The organism is Mesorhizobium sp. WSM1343 (assembly GCF_055901535.1).
Window position 1 is genome coordinate 3,691,347 of the sequence record NZ_CM148370.1, and the last position, 15,831, is coordinate 3,707,177.

A 15,831-nucleotide genomic window follows, 5' to 3' on the forward strand; every position below is an offset into this window, starting at 1 on the left:
TACCACCGCGCCGGTTGCTGCGAAAGCGCGAACAGACTTTCGCGCCGGGCACGGACTTCGCGGTTATTGGCGCAATTCCGTGTTCTTGGCGCCTTGCTCGACCTGATCGATCACCAGAAGCTTCACCTCGATATCACCGATATTGGTGGCCTGATGCCACTGGCCGATCATTTCGATGATGAAATCGCCGGCCTTGTAGGTGTTGCTGTCGCCGGTCTCGACATTGGTGACCTTCAGCGTGCCGGCCTGGACATAGGCATAGCGCGGGAAAGGGTGCCTGTGGACCGGCAAGGTCGCGCCCGGCGCGATGTCGTAGGTCGAGACCAGCACCTGCACGTTCTTCTGCGGCAGCGTGATCGGTTGGCCGGACGCGGTCGTCGTGCGCGACGCAAGAGGGGTCACGACGACAGGCGTGCCGCTGCTGTCCAGCGCGTGGGCCGGGTTCGCGGAAAAGGCTGCCGCGAGCAGCAGTCCTGACATCAAAATTTTTCGCATGATTCGCATCCACCCCTGGCGTCAACATCGCGCAGTGGCCACCAGCACGCAAGGCAGCGCCTTGGGCACCTGCCTGCCGGCCAAAAATATTTTTGTCGCCCCTCTTGAAGGAAAAAAACACGATTACCAGATCGTTTTCCGTCGAGGCTTCGGCTCGACATACTGGCGTCGCAGCGACGCTGCGACAGCCTCGTAATCCATGTTGCTTCACGGAGGATATGGCTATGAGAAGCTCTGATTATACCCCTCTTTACCGCACAACGGTCGGCTTCGACCGTCTCTTCGATATGCTCGAAAAAAGCGTACGCTCCGACTGGCCTCCCTACAATATCGAGAAGACCGGCGAGAACGACTATCGCATTACGATGGCTATCGCCGGCTTCGCTCTCGATGAGGTCGAACTCATGCAGAACGGCCCCGAATTGTCTGTCGTCGGCCAAAGGAAACCCGACCAGGAAAATCGGGAGGTCCTTCATCGCGGCTTGGCGACGGGCAACTTCAAGCAGGTGTTCAAACTTGCCGACCACGTAAAGGTCAAGGCGGCCAACCTCGAGAATGGCTTGCTGTCAGTGGACCTGGTCCGCGAAGTGCCCGAGGAACTCAAGCCTCGGCGCATTGAGATAGGGTCCGAAGCCAAAGCGGTTTCGCTCGAGCAACCCGGCAAGAAGCAGTTGATCGACTCGGATGCGGAGCCTCAACGCGAGGTCGCCTGATTCCCTGGACCTAAATCTACGGTCCGCCTCCCGGTTCGGCCGGGAGGCACAGATCGCGGAGAATGGAGATGAGAACCGGAACTTACAGTTTTCACCAACCTGAACCGAAAAATCTTGCCGCGGAATCCGCCGGATTGCGGACGCCGGATGATGTGCTGAACGAGGAGACGATGACGATCGGTGCAAAGCGGGCTTTGCTCGCTTTCTGGGCTTCCGACGTTCATGCGGTTCCTGACAATCCCGCGTTGCGGCAATTGGACAACGGCGCCATCGTGGAAGTCAGCGACATACTTCGCGCACTCCGCCTTCTGGACGAAACCGGGCGGGAACCGCGTGTTTCAAAGGAGTCGGGAACCGTCAGCCTGTCTTTCGACCGGCGCCGCAAGAAGAGCCGGCTCGGTTGGATGCGGCGCCCCTGGCGGGATGACGATGATGATCCGCCGCCAATCCCGGCCTTTGCGACGGTGCCGCCCGGGCGTGGAGGCGGCGGCATGTTGGCCGAGCCGGAGCATGCAATCGCATGATGACCCAAGCCAGCAACAACCAACGTGCGGAATGGAGGATCACATGAGTTACAGGACGTTCGACCGACCGGTCCTGGTCAAAAATGGCGAGTTCGTTCAAGAAATTGGGTGCCTCGACGATGCGTTCGACTTCTTTGAGGAGTGGCCAAGGGAACGGCGAGGTCCGATTTTCGAAACGGCCTTTCGAGCTTGCCAGCGTGCTCACGACGGCCAGGTTCCGCTGACGGTGGCGCGCGATGCCGTCGCCGGCTTCGCAAGATCCGTCAAAATCTTGCAGGACCCGCTTGCCCAATTCCCTTGGATGGACGGCACAAGGTCAGGTCGTGGTGGGGTAACCGCTTAGCCTTGATAAGGGGCGGCGCCATCAGGATGGTTCGGCTGCATGGTCGTCGTTTCCGCATCGCTACAAGGTGAACTGCCCTGCCAGCTCACCTTTGGCGGGCGGTTGTTGTTCGAGCCGTTAGTACGGTTTTTTGGCGGGCGCGTCCGCGTCGCCATCAGCGGCATGCGACACTATCGCAGATTATGCCACGGCCCTCAGCGGAGGCTCCGCCATTGTCCCCAGGCCGTCGCATTCCGTGCAGGCACCCGTTTTTCCGGGGCAGCCACCCCGATGGGTCCCCTGAGGGCAGCAGTGTCCGTTTGACGCATACCATTTGGAGCAGTCGAAAACCCTGCCGCTGCCATGACAGCGCAGGCATTCCATATTTGATGAAATCATACCCAATTCTTGCCCAACCCAAACGCACTCGCCCCATGCCGCAAGTAACAGGAATCATTGCGCTTTCAAGCACACTGCCCTGACTTAAATTGGGGGGATCGACGGATGGCCGGCATCGATGGCGAGCTATCGTTGCGCCGTAATTGCGTTGCTCGTGAAAACCTTGCTCGTCACAAGCCGGGTTGGGCATTGGTCGGCACCAGCAGGCTGCGCCGCCTTGTCCGGTTCCTTGTCGGCAGTGACAGCGACTGCGTCGCCGGGCTGCGCGTTGGCGGCCTGTGTGGCCGTGGACGCGAAGAGGACCGTCTGAGTGATGAGAGCCGAAACCGCGGCAACCTGGACCAGCACGGCGGCAAGGGCGATCTTCTTGAGCATGCGAGAAAACGCTTTTTGGCGCTCCCGGTTCCCCCATTCAGGTTTTCGGCTTGCTGCGGGAACAAGGGACCGGCAGTGCGGTTAACTCGATTATGCCGAGCAAGATCAAAGAACCACCATCGAAGCCCGAACCGGAGAAGCTACCTGTCCGACGTCGGGACAAAGAAGCCCCGCCAGAGCTTGAACATGTCGACCCGCCACCACGAGATGTGCGAGAGGCACCGGCACCCAACCCGAACGGTGACAAGAGATGAAATCCTGATGAGATCGCGGTGAAGAGATCGCCGTGATCGAAGCGCGCTGCATAGCGGCGCCAGGTCAAGTTGAGGATCAACCTGCTGCTGCCTGCGGTTTTCCAGACATGCCATAGATCAGCCCCTATGGGCGACCTGACCGTCTCAACGCTTTGAAGAATTTGGCTCCCCGGGCCGGACAAATTTGGTAAATCGAACCGGGTGCAAAAAGACCAGAAAAGTCTTTATTTCCAATCGGTTGCGGCGACCGCTTCTCCAAAGCGTCGACCGCCTTGGTGTATCTCAAGAGGTAGCAGCGGTGTATCTCTTGGTCAAGCGAAATGACGATGCAAGATGAGGATCGCAAATCAATGTCGCTCTTGCAGGGCCACCACGCTATCAGCCACTCGGAAGTACGTTATCAGCAGGGGAGAGATTGTCCGGAAAGCGTTCGCTTGTCCCGCAAGGCTTCCTACCGCACTCGACATCTGCTGTGTGACGTTGGCGAAACTCCGATAGACGTCCTTCAGGCTCTTCGTTTCGCCGATCACTGCATAGGTCTGGGCATCTGCTCCCTTGAGTTCGGTCAGGAATGCAAACTGCTGCTGGGTGAGTTCTTCATCAGGAAGGAAGGGAAGTACGGCTTCCATCTTTTTGGCTGCGTCTGCAAATAACTGGGCCGCTTGCTGGAATTGTTCGCCACCGGAGCCTGGCAGAAGCTCCCTCTGACGAAGCCCTTCGATCACTTTGCCCACGGCTTCGAGTGCTGTTGCACTGGCGTCCCGTGACTGTCCTGCACCCGCTGAACCGCCGAGCACATTTCCGAACTCTCCGGCGTGGGTGCCGGTGCAAAGTGCAATACAAATCAAGGCCGGAGCAAAGAACCTAATTCGCACACCACGCCTCCCTCATAGCCACGTAGTTTTGGGTGATTCTCTTCTCGGCCAGCATCTCGTCGAATGCCTCCGCCATGCTTTTTTCAGAAAGCAATTGGCAAAAATCCTGCCCGAAGGCGTCGCCAATCTTCTCGTTGATTCCGCCAGCCTCAAGTTGCCTGTAGACAGAAAGATAGAAATTAAGCATCGCCCAGAAGTCGGTTTTTGCTTCCTCACGCTCCTCCGTTGGCAACGTTCCTTGTCTCAATTTTTTGACAAATCCGCGCGAAAGTACCTGTGCAGCTAACTCTCGTGCATCGTGTTGAATGGTGTAAGTGTTAGACGCTTGGAGCGAATAATTTGCTGAACGAAGCTGCCACGCAGTCGCACCGAACCCTATGATACCAACAACAACGCCGAGAATTGCCGCCACTGCCTGGATTTCACCACTCTTTTCCCCAAGCCAGTTGCACATCTTTAGTTCCCCCTTTGAGTAACATACCGCAATCTGGGGCCGGCGATAGAGAGGGTCCTGAGTAGTGCACCGCCATGTTTGAGCTTCAGCCCCCGACACACCTCTTGGGGCGATGCATCGGGGGATGGGATAGGCGTCACTCAGTGAAGGCTGTGCCGGTCTTCCGGGCGGCTGCTATGGCTTGGGCATGGCCGTGGAAGACGTGCCATTCGCCCTTGGCCGCAGCCCTGCGGAGCGCCGGGTAATCGGCCTCGTCCACATGCTCGAAGTAGGTCGCCAGCGTCAGCCCATGCTGCCGAAGGACGTTGCGGTCCAGATGCTGACTGAATGCAGTCTCGACCACAGCCGCTTCAACCGGGTCGATGCCGTAGGCTTCGCCGGTAAGGATTTCTCCGGTTTCCACGTAGGCGTCCACGATGAATTGCTGTTGGGGTTCGCTATGCGTGTCACGGAACCGATCAAGGCTCTGGTCGGCCATGCGTACAAATTCGTTATGTTCCTTTTCCTCCTTCTCGTCGTTGGTCAGTTCCTCGTTCTGGGCCTTGTCATCCACGGCAGGCAATTCAGGGGCCGCAGCCCCCTCGTCACTCTCGGCCTCCGTGGTTACCTGAAAGAATAACCGTAGGGGACCAGAGCCGCGTTCACAGCCGCAACGTAATCGCCCTGGCTGATCTCCCCACGTGCCGCCATGTCCTTGGCTTGCTGGGGTCCCAACTGGATGCCACCAACGGTCACCGCAAGCTGATCCACAAGGGCCTGCGGTGCCGAGCCATTCATGGGCTTAGCTGCTGCTATCTGAGCCTTCTGGCCCTCGTTCAGCGCCTGTCCAGTGTTGATGCCCATACGCTTGGCCTGCATCTGTTGATTGGCCCGCAAGCCTGCCTCCGTCTGGGCCGCGATCTGCTCTCGAAAGTCGGCTTCCTTCCGGGCCTTCTCGGCCTGCTCGTGGTCGCGCCGCATCTGGTCCACGCGGTCTTCGACGGCCTGTCGGTCCCGCGCCTCCTGCTCCCGGATGTTGACATGGTCGCTGTTGATCTGGAGCCCAGAGGCCCTGTTGAAATCGTTCATGCTGTTCGTTCCTTCAATGTGAGTGTGTTGACCTCGGAGCGGTATTGCCCCGAGACGTGTTGATGCGGTGGTGATGGAGGGTCAGCGTTGAGGCGTGAACCCGCAGGTCATGGTCTCTCGGCCCTCAGGACGTGCGTCGGACGTGGCTGGAGTGGACGGCGTGGAAAGCCCGTGGGTGCCTCCGGCGGGCTCTCTGCGGGGCGCTGTGGGCCTCATGAAGACCTCAGTCATGCCTCGAGCAACCGCTGCCGGCTCTAGCTCTGGATACCCGTAAACCATGTAGCAGCGGTCGGCGACGACAAGGACATTGGAGATGCCGGTCAGCCGCTCCAGTTCGCTCGACGTCCCTGCTTGGCCCTTACCGAGCGCTTCGACGATGACTAGGGCCGTCTCCCGGCTGGGGTAGTCTTCGGGTGGCAGGAGGCCGCGTAGACCACTCATGCCCGATCGCCCTTCGAGGTCATCCGACCCATACGGTAGAGGTACGCAATCGGTGATGCCTCGGGGTCCGCGACCTCATCCACCATGAGCGGGTCGAGGGTGCCCATTGCAACCAGCCGGTCCATGGTCTGGTGATACTCCTTCACATCGTTTCGGTTCATGTCGCGCCACTGATCCTTGCGCGGCTGAACCACGATCCCCTCCGTTGTTGCTCGTCTCAAGCTCCTTCGCTCCTGTGCTGCTTTAAGTGACTTCGTTCGGCGCATCTTTGCGCGCTGTGGAAGGGCATGGTCGGGTATCGCCCGCTGGCCCGGTAAATGGTCGAGCGTCAGCCGTTCGCGGCTGCCTCGCTTTCCTCGGTCATGGTCAAGTTTGTGCCGCTTGCCTCGCCTGTCCGCTTCCTGTCGGACCTTGGCCCCCAGCATCTCGCCCGCGACCATCTGGCTCCAGTCGGCCTGGGTGTAGCTTTCGCTCTCGGTCGAGGTCATGACCAAGAACAATACTTCCCGGTCGGTTAGTGCCTTTGGGTCACAATGCGCCTGCATGATCTGGAAGGCAGTCGGGCGATAGACACAAACGCCGGTCTCGCTCACCATTCCGCGCCATGGCTGGCCGGTTTGGTGTTCGATGGTCGAGGTCCCATCCGGGTGCTGATCAAGATAGGGGGCGAGATACGCGGTGACGGCTTCTGAGGTGACGAAGCGGTCATGGGGGTCAAAGTCTGGCCGTCGCATGGTGGCCAGAGCCTTTTCATCGGTGGTCATTTTTCGACGATGTAACTCCTTGTGTAATGTAGGTATCCAGTCGGATGACGATCATGGTGACGTAGTCAGTGAACGCCCGAAGGCGAACCAATTTGGGGACTAGGGGAACCCTCGGGTTGAAGACCAATGAGAGAGACCAAGGAGGGAAATCCCACTCCGGGCTCAACTCGAGTCCAGCCTCAGGTGTCAATCAAGTCGGGACTGAGGGTGTCATCCCTGATTCGGGAGAGCCTTCGCTTTCCAAGCCTTCCATGCCCTTATTTGGTCTGCTCGGGTGTTCACATGCAGGGAAACCATTCGGGGCGATGCTCCGGTGATCCTGCAGATGTCGACCTGGAGGAGGTCAGGGAAGTGGTCGGACAGGAAGCAGACTTCCATCTGTGGTGTCATCTCTGACCGACGAGACGCCTTGAACCTATCGAGGCATTCCTTGGCAGTCGTGACAATTGGGTTTGACGCGATCTCTGACGCCATGGTCTTGACCGCACCGTCCCACCTTAGGTCGGCCCAAGATTGCCCCTCGGGTGACAGGACGTCGAAGGGATAGCTCCCCGCCTTCCTCGGATAGATACGCTTACCTAGCCCGGCTCGGATCGCTTCGTCAGTGAGGCGTCTTCGGGTGACCCTAGCGTTGCCCGTACTGGATACCTCAAGCTGTTCTTGGAGTAGACCGAGGTGAGATAGGATTGCTCGGACTTGCCGAGATCCGACACCCTTGTAAGTGCCGTATTCAGTCACGGAGACCCAATTGCCCAAAGAGACGGTCTTGAGATCGCCGGTGGTTCGGTCGAGTACTTCGGTTGTGTATTCCATTGCTCCTTTGTTGGCGTGGTCGATTTGGGCGATTGTCCACCCTCAAATGCATAGATGAGCAGACACGCGTCTGAACATTCGCACCTCACCAAGACTGACCACCCCGGAGACACCTTCAAGCGCCCCCGGAAGGAGCAACGAGGGTGCCTGTCGGGTCTGCACAGGGTGGTCGATCTGGGAGAAGAGCGTTGCGTAGGTGCTAGTGGAGGCCTTAATCGCCTTCGTCGTGCGGGTGCAAAGACCCTGCTCAGTGCTAGTGGGCACCCTATCCGTTTCGTAGTGCTAGTGGGGGCCTTTATCGCCCTTCCTAGTGCTAGTGGTGTGGGTTGTCCCTTCGTAGAGCTAGTGGAGGGGCTTGTCCCGAGAGGGAGCTGTTGGGTGGTGCTAGTGGGTGGGTTTATGCCCCTGCCAGCACCTTCTGGACCGCTGAGGGTGAACACCCGGCTTCCTTTGCAATCTGCCTCACAGAGCAGCCCTCAGCCTTCAGGGCCTTGATCAGGGCATGGTCGAGCGTCACGGGCCTGCCGGTCTTCCATGGCTCGCCTTGGGCCGCTGCCTTTGCCTTCGCCTTGGCGATGCCTTCCATCTGCCGCTCCTTGCGAAGCGCCGTCTCAAACTCCGCGATGCTGGCGAGGATGCCGAACACCAACTTGCCCGTCCGGGTGGTCGTGTCGAGCGAGGCGTCGTCCAGCACTTTGAAGCCAACACCCTTCTTGTCGAGCGTCCCGACGATCTGGTGGAGGTGCGCCGCTGATCTCGCCAGACGGTCCACCTTGGTCACCACGAACACGTCGCCCTCACGGGCAAACTCTAGAGCCTTCTCAAGCTCGGGTCTCATCTCGTCCAAGCCAGACCGCTTCTCGCTGAAGACCTTCTCAGCGGCGGCAGCCGTCAGCTTCTCAAGCTGGGTGTCGAGGTCTTGGCCGGTGGTGCTAACGCGGGCGTAGCCGATGATCATCGTGTGCACTATCCTCTAAGATCGTTGGTGAACGACACTTAGTGGACGATTAGTGTACATGTCAAGCGACGTGTTCACGAACGTATAGGTTTGTGAACGGTGCGCTTCCAAATCGCGGCGATATCAAAGCGCGGAGACCAATGATTAGGTCGGTTGCGTTTGAGGCAAGAGGCGAAATCGGCTATCGTTGCGGAAAGCAGGAACGCGAGATGGAAGACAACAAACTTGGCAATGGCGGAAGCGTCGTTGAGATCGTCATGATCGTCGTCCTCCTCTTGGTAGCAATCGGCCTAGTCATAATCGTCGCGACTGGAATGCCTTGAACATCCCGCCCTGGAATGCCTCGACGTAAGGAGAAGTGTGGTGCTTGGTGCGAGCTGGCCGCGCGGTGTGTGGTGGATCGAGAGGGGTACGGGGGGACAGCGCGCGTGCCAGTTATCCGATCACCCGCTCAGAAATTTCTACCAAATATTCCGACCACATAATGTGATTTGGTTTTTCAGCAGGTTCTCACAATATGCCACTGAGGGGGATTGGGAGGTCACGCGGATGGAACGCCTATTGAAGTCCGACGACGTCATACAGCAAGCCATAGACCACGCCATTCAGGGCGAAATCATCTCCCTTAAGAAGGCCGTCGCGTTCATCCGAACGAAGCGCCCTGACCTAAAGGACGAGCTGGACGAACTGGGCGACGACAACCCACTATGTGAAAAGGTGGTCCAAATAGCCGCGCGGACCGGGAAAGCCGTCCTCTTCGACCTGCACGATTAGACCAGCGCCAGTTGTTTGAACCTCACATATCAGCGGATCGCAATTCGAACCCCGCAAAGGGAACCATTTGTCGGACAAGAAGTTATAGGCGCCAGGACGCTGGGGACACCCTGATGACGAAGCGTGACAAAGCCGGTCACAAGACCGTCGCCGACCATCTTCTGGAGCTGATCCGAAACGAGGACAACCGCCATCACGTTCGGCAGGCCTTCGGGTTGGAAGTTGACGCTGAGTTGCCACCAACTCTAGCCTCATTGCTCGACGCCATTGAAGACGCCCATAAGAAAACCCTAAATTACCTTCATGAGCCAGTTGAGATACGACCTGAGGCAAGACCCGGACGGGACCTGGACGGTGTTCGATGTGTTCACTGGGCAGCCGGCTGAGCCTAGCGGTAGACCTGCCACAGGTCTCGACATGGAGTATGCCGACGATCTGGTTGACCTTTTGAATGCCGCCGATCTGAAGCGCAGGCTCGCCACCGGGAGGTTCAACTAATGGCACTCCATTGGCTCAACCTTGCGGGCTGGATGCATCATTCTCCAGCAGCCGAACGTAGTGTGCCTCCGGCAGCCCGTAGATGCCATTTGCAGATGTTTTAAGGCCTTTGCGGTCTCGGATATCCACTTCGCCACGCCGGGAATAGATGAGACCGCGTCCTTCCAGCACCTGCAGCCCGACGGTAACGCCTGGGCGCCTTGCCCCGAGCATGACGGCGAGAAACTCATGGGTGATCGCAAGGCGTTCGCCGTGGACCCGATCGTCACACATCAGAAGCCAGCGCGCCAACCGCTCTTCAAGGTTTGATTTTGCGTTGATCAGGGCCGTATAGCTGGTCTGGATGTGGAAGTATTGGACATAGCGCAAGAGGAAGAGGCGCAACGTTGGGCTGTTCGCGAGTGCAACCTTGAATGCCTCAGCTCCGATGCGGTAAGCGCTGCCGGGCGACTGGACGTAACATTCATGCGGGGCATAGTCAGCGCCCATCACGAGCGCGGCACCGGTCATTCCCTCGAACCCGACAAGCCCAACCTCGGTTTCCTTTCCTGCCCCTCTGGCCACCACAGAAGCAATGCCGTCCTCCAGGAAGTAAACCGTCTCGATCTCCGAATCGGCTTTCTCTAAAGTCATTTTCAGCTTGAGGTCACACAGTTCAAGGTGTGGCTGCAAAAGCCCCAGGTCACCAGGGTTAAGTCGACGCAACAATTGGTTTTTATAGGAATCGTTCTCCGGATTGGTCATAGCTCAATCCCGCTTGGGGCAAGAGCTTTCCAATCTCCCTGCCGTCCGCGCCCGTAAACACGTGCAGACGATTTCGAGAAGATACGCCCTCTGGCGCGCAATTGACAGTGAAATGCGATTCGATGCACGGCTTCCCCCTGCCGGTAAATCACAAAACATCTACGTCCAAAGTTAAAGGGTTGGAATCGTACAGAACTCTGCTTGGTACGAAATCGACAATCCTATCACTACCAAAAGGACAAGACGTGTATTAGCTTGCACTAATGGCACTCCATTGGTTCAGCGCTGTAGTCCCCGTCAAGACTGAGAAGGTCGGCGTCACGCTGGGCGTCAGCAACGTCAAGACCGCCTTTGAGGAACTCATGAAGTGGCCCGAGAAGGGACCTGAGTGGAACAAGGCGGTGCAGCTCTGCATCGAATGCTTTGAGGACCGAGCGTCACCCCAGGATGTCCAGAAGGCCTTCGAGGAGGCTGCTAAGGAGCAGGGGATGCTCAGGTCTTTGTAGAGGCTACTCAAAAGGAAAGACCCGCTACCGGAGGGAACAGGCAGCGGGCCCCTTGAGCGGCTACATCCCTTGAGGAATCTACCCGCTCTGCATGGTTAACTCGCATCACACACGATTCGTTCCGAGTAAGTTCCTCGCTGCTCATGAGCGTATCTTCTGATCGGAAGCATGAGAGCGCGAAGATGTGCGCAGACAGTCTTGCGATGACAGGCGTTGTTTTTATTGCTCCGTAGCGGTTGCGCTGATCTTTTCACATGAGGCTACGCCGGCTACCTCAGGAACTAAGTGGGGCAAAAATCAGTTCGAGATTAGGTGTCCCGGAAATAGAATAACTTTGTGCAAAACTGTCTGTTCTCTTGCCTTTTTGCTGTTTGGCAGCCTTAGGATCGCCTATAGAGAGCGGGGATTAACGGGAGCTGGACATGAGTTGGAGCTACGACCGCGCACGATCTCGGATACAGGGTTTCGTGGCAGGAGCGCCCAATGTGGCCGTCGAACGCTTCGATGAGGGGTTCACTCCCCGCTTGCAGGCGATAAGACGCAGCATCGGCCGCGACGCTGGCTCTGGCCGGCCACTCTATGATCTACCGGAAAATGTGGCAGTCGTGGCTGACACCGTCCAAATTTATGTGAATTTGGTCAACTATGATGAGATGCGCCTTGATGCAGGGACAGAAACAGAGCGGAGCCACGCACGCGCCTTAGCTTATCTGCATCTGCACTATGCGGCGCTTGACCGGGTTGTAGCCGAGACAGGTGCGCAACGGGTCGACTTTCATGGAGCGCGCCTTCACGCGGTAGTAGCTGAGCCTGCTGGCCCTGAGAATGCGCAAGAGCGCGTCGCACGAGGTCTGAGCCTTGCGTTGGAAATGATAGCTCTTGCCGATGCTGCAAGCGCAGCAATCTTCGGCGGTGACTATTTGGCAAGATATCGTGTCGGAATTGATGTCGGCATGTGCGTCGCTATTGATTCTGGTCGCCAAGATGAGCGTGAGCCCCTATTTGTTGGCTCGCCAGCAAATCATGCTGCTAAACTCGCCGATGGCTCGGCTCCGGGCATCTTTTTGTCACCTCGGGTACGCGGCCTATTCAGCTTGACGGACTCGAACATCCTGCTGGGTTCCGTCCCTGAAGCAAGTTCCGCCGAGTTGGACGAGGTTTTGCGTGCGGACCCCCGAACACTAGGGTCACAGATTCTCAGAGACGCCGATACCAGGCGTCGCGCAGCAGATTGGCAATCTGACATTCGCGAGCATCGGACGACGACCGCCGGTAGTGACGATTTCGTATTCCATCCTCACGTGCTGCCGCTTCGTTCGATCGACTACGAAGCGCTTATGCCGAGCCGCAGCATTCGAATGCCCATGGTTTCCGTGTTTGCCGACATTGAGGGCTATACGGCATACGTTGACAATGCAGTGGCGACGAACACTGTCTCAGAAGCAGTTCGTAACTTGCATGTGATACGCAGTGAGCTAAACGCGGTCGTGCAGGAAGACTTTGCCGGCCGCAAGGTTCGTTTTGTGGGAGACTGTATCCACGGTCTTCTTGCAGATGGTCAAGGCACCCAAGTTGACGAGGCTGACAGCGTCGACATAGGAGCTCAGTGCGCAGGGGCGCTTCGCTCTTCTTTTGATCTGTGCCGGAGTATTCTGTCGGGGATAGACTCACTCGGACTTGCAATTGGCTTTGAGCTCGGTCCTACTCCCGTAAGTCGCATTGGCATTCGGGGCGACCGGGCGGTCCGAGTAGCTTCCAGTAAAGCGACCATTAGCTCTCAGGTTCGCCAGGAAGTCTGCAGCGGCGTAGAGACAAGGATCGGAGACAAAGCCTATGAAACGGCCTCCTATTCAATCCGGGCTCTTTTCCCGGGTCAGGTCGCTCAAGACCTTCACTATGATGACGTAGCGTTCCAAGGTCCCGAGTCGCGAGCAGCTGCTGCTGCGCCCGAGCCGGTTGGCGCAGAGAGGTCGCATCTCGATCAGTGAACGCGCTGGCTCTCCTAATCGCCGAAGCGCTGCCGGACTGGGCTCGCATCGTCAATGATGGCGAGACTTGGTTGCGAGTGGGAGTGGCCCCCAGGCGTCAAAGCGGTGCACCCGCAGCCGATTTTGATCTTCTTATTGATACCGACACTCCGGCAGCAACGGTTCGCGAGTCTAGGATTGGCTATAGGCTTCCGGCCGCTTGCCCGGAACGACACATAAATGGCGATGGTACGTTCTGCTTAGGGCTTGGGCGCTCCGCGATCATAGATATAGACGGGGCACAGGCCTTCTGGCTGACACTGCGAACGTATCTTCTAAGCCAGCAGTTTGCCGAGAAACATGGCAGATGGCCCCCCGGCCGGGGTCTCTCTCACGGTGACGCCGCTGCAATACAAATCGAAGCCGAGGAAGCTGCGGCCCGATGTGGACTTTCTGTCGAATATGCGGCTGCCATCGACTACAAGATAGGTTGGCTTGCTGGGCCTTTGCCCCTGTCTGTCGAGGACACCAAATCCGAGGGAACCCACGTTTGCCCCCTGGGGCCGACGCCAGGTTACATTTTAAGGTTGAGGGTAGGGTGTTCACGATGTGAGGCCCTCGCAGAACTGGTAGATCGGGAAGCGGCTCGGCGGGCGGAAGAAGCTGCATTCGCTGAGTTAATGAGGACGTATCGGCCATGCTGCGGGACCATGCCGAGGTGCTCGTTGGGGGAATTTAAGGGACAGAAAGATGCAGACGCCATGTAGCGGTGGCGGTGGTCGACTGTGGCGGTAAAAGGCGATGACTCAACTGTGGGAATGGTGCACCCATTGAAAAGTAGTCTCGCGGTCCGTAAATACCATCCGGGCGGAGATCTCCTTAAATGACATTGAAAGATGACCTCGCGACTGAGGTCAGCACGATTTTTAGAGGCGCGTGGACGACGCGTGACGGAAACGTGGTGCCTTCTGATGCCAGTATTAAGCTCGGCAACGATTCGATCGATATCGAAGCAACAGTTCTCTATGCAGATATGTCCGAATCAACGAAACTTGTAGACAATAGAAGTGCGCAGTTCGCTGCTGAGGTTTATAAGGCGTTTCTTCACGCAGCAGCCAAAATCATAAAGAGCTTGGGCGGTGCAATCACGGCCTATGACGGTGATCGCATCATGGCGGTCTACATTGGAGATCGTAAGAATACGGCAGCCGTTAAAACTGGACTTCAGATCAACCATGCTCGGACGCAGATCATCCAGCCGGCCTTGAAATCAGTTTACAAAGATTCCGATTTTGTCCTGAAGCACACTGTCGGAATCGACACTTCAAAACTCAAAGTCGCAAAGACGGGCGTCCGGGGCTCAAACGACTTGGTGTGGGTCGGCCGGGCCGCCAACTGGGCAGCTAAGCTCTGCACTCTCGGTAACGACTATCCAACACGGATAACGAAGGCCGTATTTGACGCCATGAACAAAGAGGTAAAAATCTGGGACGGCAAGGAAATATGGGAGGCGAGATTGTGGACGGCCATGAATAACGCACCAATCTATAGATCTAATTGGGGATGGGCGGTTCCGTGAACGCCGAGGGCAACCCAAGCGTGGTTTCGATCGAAGTCGCTGAACGTCAACTCGATCGAATACAAGGATTTTTCCCACGCATCGACAACAAAGTCTCTGCCTTATTCGCAATAGCGTCTGCTCAGATAGCGGCAGTTGGACTAAATTTGACGTTTGGCGATCTCAAGGCTTGGTATATCACTATTTTATTGGGTCTTTTCGTGGCCGCGGTAGGGTGGACGATTCTTAGCCTTTACTACTGTACCTATCCTCACCTTTCAGGTGGGCGTAAATCGCTCGTCTATTTCAATGAAATCGCATCATTGACAGAAGGCGACTACAGTCAACGTTACACAGCCCTGACCGAGGTGGAATTGAAGCGCGATATCGTGGGTCAGATTTGGCGCAACTCAGAAATCGTCAAAATGAAGTACTGGTACCTTAAGAACGCAACGGTGGCCTCAATGCTGGGTGTTGTTCCTTGGTCGATGATACTGATAGCGACTTCGCTCAACCACGCTCGATTGCCTGTTATCCAATAGACCATACAGGTGCGCCTCTACCTGCGTAGGCGGCGTGGAAGCTTCCGCCCTATAAGAGAGGCAGTTGACGCTCTCAGACTGTTGGCCGTCCGAGAATTTGGTCATGTCCCCCAGGGCATCGGTCCGCTGGCGGATGGCCTGTTGCGACGTGGTCAGGTTGTCGACGTTGCACATGGAAGCTCCGATTAGGCGGGCTTCGCGTTCCTCAGCTCTTCGAGCCAGGCACCCAAGGCCAGGCCGTCCCTTAGCTCAAGTCGGTAGGGCATAAATTTGGTGAACTCTAATGAAGTGACCACTCCCGGTTTAAATGCCGAAGTAGTAGTGATTACTGCCTTACATGCATTCAGATCCCCTGATAGCACCCCGAGCTCGCCCGAAGGTCATCGTGACCGACAAGATGGCCAGCCGAGTAGGCTTTTGCTTGATCTAAGATTCGAACAGACCCAAATCCGTCCTTGGACGCGATGATGTCTCTGCCCAAATCCCCTCGCTGGGGCGTGAGAGTGACGCTGTAGCCGGCCCGCTGGTAAGCCCCTGCTAGGAACTCCTCGAAACTCCTTGGGGCTTGGGCAAAGTGGAAAAGGAACTGAGGGTCCTTTGCAATCTCGGATAGGATTGCCATCCATGGCAGTGTGACGGTTACTATCCGGGCACCTTCGGCGACCTTCTCACCCGCGACAACCAACGATTGAAGCACTGGCGGCTCCTCGCTCTTCCTTTTGACGATGGCCCTCCCATTGGAGGATGCCAACACCCCTAGCATCATCGAACTCGCCCTTAGCCTAAT

21 protein-coding genes are annotated in these 15,831 nt (G+C 57.2%); 11 read left to right on the forward strand and 10 right to left on the reverse strand.

Going from position 1 to position 15,831, the window contains the following annotated elements; translation table 11 throughout:
• Positions 1–63 precede the first annotated feature (63 nt).
• Positions 64–495 (reverse strand): cupin domain-containing protein, encoded by a 432-nt coding sequence (locus AC0NIL_RS17875; protein WP_024503833.1) that lies wholly within the window; start codon positions 493–495, stop codon positions 64–66.
• Here AC0NIL_RS17875 and AC0NIL_RS17880 point away from each other — a divergent pair.
• The 4 genes from AC0NIL_RS17880 (at position 413) to AC0NIL_RS17895 (ending at position 2,075) form a co-directional block, all read left to right on the forward strand.
• Positions 413–691: a hypothetical protein gene (locus tag AC0NIL_RS17880; RefSeq protein WP_164753782.1), complete on the forward strand. Its 279-nt coding sequence runs from the start codon at positions 413–415 to the stop codon at positions 689–691. The genes AC0NIL_RS17875 and AC0NIL_RS17880 overlap by 83 nt on opposite strands.
• Positions 692–719: 28 nt before the next feature.
• The gene (locus AC0NIL_RS17885; protein WP_013531273.1) at positions 720–1,208 is read left to right on the forward strand and encodes an Hsp20 family protein; all 489 of its coding nucleotides are present in this window, start codon (positions 720–722) and stop codon (positions 1,206–1,208) included.
• 68 nt (positions 1,209–1,276) lie between these two features.
• On the forward strand, positions 1,277–1,732 hold the full coding sequence (locus AC0NIL_RS17890) for a hypothetical protein (protein WP_063168152.1): 456 nt from the start codon (positions 1,277–1,279) through the stop codon (positions 1,730–1,732).
• A 43-nt stretch (positions 1,733–1,775) separates the two neighbouring features.
• Positions 1,776–2,075 (forward strand): DUF982 domain-containing protein, encoded by a 300-nt coding sequence (locus tag AC0NIL_RS17895; protein WP_013531275.1) that lies wholly within the window; start codon positions 1,776–1,778, stop codon positions 2,073–2,075.
• 504 nt (positions 2,076–2,579) lie between these two features.
• Here the strand turns inward: AC0NIL_RS17895 and AC0NIL_RS17900 are convergent.
• The 7 genes from AC0NIL_RS17900 to AC0NIL_RS17930 form a co-directional block, all read right to left on the reverse strand.
• On the reverse strand, positions 2,580–2,828 hold the full coding sequence (locus AC0NIL_RS17900; protein WP_473573064.1) for a hypothetical protein: 249 nt from the start codon (positions 2,826–2,828) through the stop codon (positions 2,580–2,582).
• A 601-nt stretch (positions 2,829–3,429) separates the two neighbouring features.
• Positions 3,430–3,957, reverse strand: coding sequence for a hypothetical protein (locus AC0NIL_RS17905; protein WP_473573062.1), 528 nt, complete (start codon positions 3,955–3,957; stop codon positions 3,430–3,432).
• Positions 3,947–4,411: a hypothetical protein gene (locus AC0NIL_RS17910; RefSeq protein WP_473573061.1), complete on the reverse strand. Its 465-nt coding sequence runs from the start codon at positions 4,409–4,411 to the stop codon at positions 3,947–3,949. Before AC0NIL_RS17910 ends, AC0NIL_RS17905 begins: the two co-directional genes overlap by 11 nt.
• 136 nt (positions 4,412–4,547) lie before the next feature.
• Positions 4,548–4,964: a hypothetical protein gene (locus AC0NIL_RS17915; RefSeq protein WP_127329555.1), complete on the reverse strand. Its 417-nt coding sequence runs from the start codon at positions 4,962–4,964 to the stop codon at positions 4,548–4,550.
• Positions 4,965–5,014: 50 nt separating this feature from the next.
• Positions 5,015–5,479, reverse strand: coding sequence for a hypothetical protein (locus AC0NIL_RS17920; RefSeq protein WP_473573059.1), 465 nt, complete (start codon positions 5,477–5,479; stop codon positions 5,015–5,017).
• Positions 5,480–5,916: 437 nt separating this feature from the next.
• On the reverse strand, positions 5,917–6,684 hold the full coding sequence (locus tag AC0NIL_RS17925; protein WP_473573058.1) for a hypothetical protein: 768 nt from the start codon (positions 6,682–6,684) through the stop codon (positions 5,917–5,919).
• A 1,210-nt stretch (positions 6,685–7,894) separates the two neighbouring features.
• Complete coding sequence (locus AC0NIL_RS17930; RefSeq protein WP_473573056.1) at positions 7,895–8,455, reverse strand: recombinase family protein; 561 nt, start codon at positions 8,453–8,455, stop codon at positions 7,895–7,897.
• A 561-nt stretch (positions 8,456–9,016) separates the two neighbouring features.
• Here AC0NIL_RS17930 and AC0NIL_RS17935 point away from each other — a divergent pair.
• A complete protein-coding gene (locus tag AC0NIL_RS17935; RefSeq protein WP_473573055.1) occupies positions 9,017–9,229 on the forward strand; it encodes a hypothetical protein in 213 nt (70 codons plus the stop codon).
• 113 nt (positions 9,230–9,342) lie between these two features.
• The gene (locus tag AC0NIL_RS17940) at positions 9,343–9,615 is read left to right on the forward strand and encodes a hypothetical protein (RefSeq protein WP_473573054.1); all 273 of its coding nucleotides are present in this window, start codon (positions 9,343–9,345) and stop codon (positions 9,613–9,615) included.
• 127 nt (positions 9,616–9,742) lie between these two features.
• Here AC0NIL_RS17940 and AC0NIL_RS17945 read toward each other — a convergent pair whose 3' ends face one another.
• A complete protein-coding gene (locus AC0NIL_RS17945) occupies positions 9,743–10,471 on the reverse strand; it encodes a Crp/Fnr family transcriptional regulator (protein WP_473573053.1) in 729 nt (242 codons plus the stop codon).
• 263 nt (positions 10,472–10,734) lie between these two features.
• On the opposite strand from AC0NIL_RS17945, the gene AC0NIL_RS17950 reads away from it, so the two are divergent.
• From AC0NIL_RS17950 to AC0NIL_RS17970, 5 genes are all read left to right on the forward strand, one after another.
• Positions 10,735–10,977 (forward strand): DUF982 domain-containing protein, encoded by a 243-nt coding sequence (locus AC0NIL_RS17950; RefSeq protein WP_473573051.1) that lies wholly within the window; start codon positions 10,735–10,737, stop codon positions 10,975–10,977.
• Positions 10,978–11,462: 485 nt separating this feature from the next.
• Complete coding sequence (locus tag AC0NIL_RS17955; RefSeq protein ID WP_473573050.1) at positions 11,463–12,965, forward strand: nucleotidyl cyclase domain-containing protein; 1,503 nt, start codon at positions 11,463–11,465, stop codon at positions 12,963–12,965.
• Positions 12,966–13,048: 83 nt separating this feature from the next.
• Positions 13,049–13,711 (forward strand): E2 domain-containing protein, encoded by a 663-nt coding sequence (locus AC0NIL_RS17960; RefSeq protein WP_474048796.1) that lies wholly within the window; start codon positions 13,049–13,051, stop codon positions 13,709–13,711.
• A gap of 116 nt (positions 13,712–13,827) precedes the next feature.
• Positions 13,828–14,523: an adenylate/guanylate cyclase domain-containing protein gene (locus AC0NIL_RS17965; protein WP_473573047.1), complete on the forward strand. Its 696-nt coding sequence runs from the start codon at positions 13,828–13,830 to the stop codon at positions 14,521–14,523.
• Complete coding sequence (locus AC0NIL_RS17970) at positions 14,520–15,044, forward strand: Pycsar system effector family protein (RefSeq protein WP_473573046.1); 525 nt, start codon at positions 14,520–14,522, stop codon at positions 15,042–15,044. The genes AC0NIL_RS17965 and AC0NIL_RS17970 overlap by 4 nt, the downstream gene beginning before the upstream one ends.
• 343 nt (positions 15,045–15,387) lie before the next feature.
• Here AC0NIL_RS17970 and AC0NIL_RS17975 read toward each other — a convergent pair whose 3' ends face one another.
• Positions 15,388–15,810: a restriction endonuclease gene (locus AC0NIL_RS17975; RefSeq protein WP_474047851.1), complete on the reverse strand. Its 423-nt coding sequence runs from the start codon at positions 15,808–15,810 to the stop codon at positions 15,388–15,390.
• Positions 15,811–15,831 lie beyond the last annotated feature (21 nt).

Excerpts from the sequence above, each read along its gene's own strand:
- AC0NIL_RS17875 (WP_024503833.1), bottom strand. The coding sequence starts at position 495 with ATGCGAAAAATTTTGATGTCAGGACTGCTGCTCGCGGCAGCCTTTTCC.
- AC0NIL_RS17885 (WP_013531273.1), top strand. The coding sequence starts at position 720 with ATGAGAAGCTCTGATTATACCCCTCTTTACCGCACAACGGTCGGCTTC.
- AC0NIL_RS17890 (WP_063168152.1), top strand. The coding sequence starts at position 1,277 with ATGAGAACCGGAACTTACAGTTTTCACCAACCTGAACCGAAAAATCTT.
- AC0NIL_RS17895 (WP_013531275.1), top strand. The coding sequence starts at position 1,776 with ATGAGTTACAGGACGTTCGACCGACCGGTCCTGGTCAAAAATGGCGAG.
- AC0NIL_RS17900 (WP_473573064.1), bottom strand. The coding sequence starts at position 2,828 with ATGCTCAAGAAGATCGCCCTTGCCGCCGTGCTGGTCCAGGTTGCCGCG.
- AC0NIL_RS17910 (WP_473573061.1), bottom strand. The coding sequence starts at position 4,411 with ATGTGCAACTGGCTTGGGGAAAAGAGTGGTGAAATCCAGGCAGTGGCG.
- AC0NIL_RS17920 (WP_473573059.1), bottom strand. The coding sequence starts at position 5,479 with ATGAACGATTTCAACAGGGCCTCTGGGCTCCAGATCAACAGCGACCAT.
- AC0NIL_RS17925 (WP_473573058.1), bottom strand. The coding sequence starts at position 6,684 with ATGACCACCGATGAAAAGGCTCTGGCCACCATGCGACGGCCAGACTTT.
- AC0NIL_RS17930 (WP_473573056.1), bottom strand. The coding sequence starts at position 8,455 with ATGATCATCGGCTACGCCCGCGTTAGCACCACCGGCCAAGACCTCGAC.
- AC0NIL_RS17940 (WP_473573054.1), top strand. The coding sequence starts at position 9,343 with ATGACGAAGCGTGACAAAGCCGGTCACAAGACCGTCGCCGACCATCTT.
- AC0NIL_RS17945 (WP_473573053.1), bottom strand. The coding sequence starts at position 10,471 with ATGACCAATCCGGAGAACGATTCCTATAAAAACCAATTGTTGCGTCGA.
- AC0NIL_RS17950 (WP_473573051.1), top strand. The coding sequence starts at position 10,735 with ATGGCACTCCATTGGTTCAGCGCTGTAGTCCCCGTCAAGACTGAGAAG.
- AC0NIL_RS17965 (WP_473573047.1), top strand. The coding sequence starts at position 13,828 with ATGACATTGAAAGATGACCTCGCGACTGAGGTCAGCACGATTTTTAGA.
- AC0NIL_RS17975 (WP_474047851.1), bottom strand. The coding sequence starts at position 15,810 with ATGATGCTAGGGGTGTTGGCATCCTCCAATGGGAGGGCCATCGTCAAA.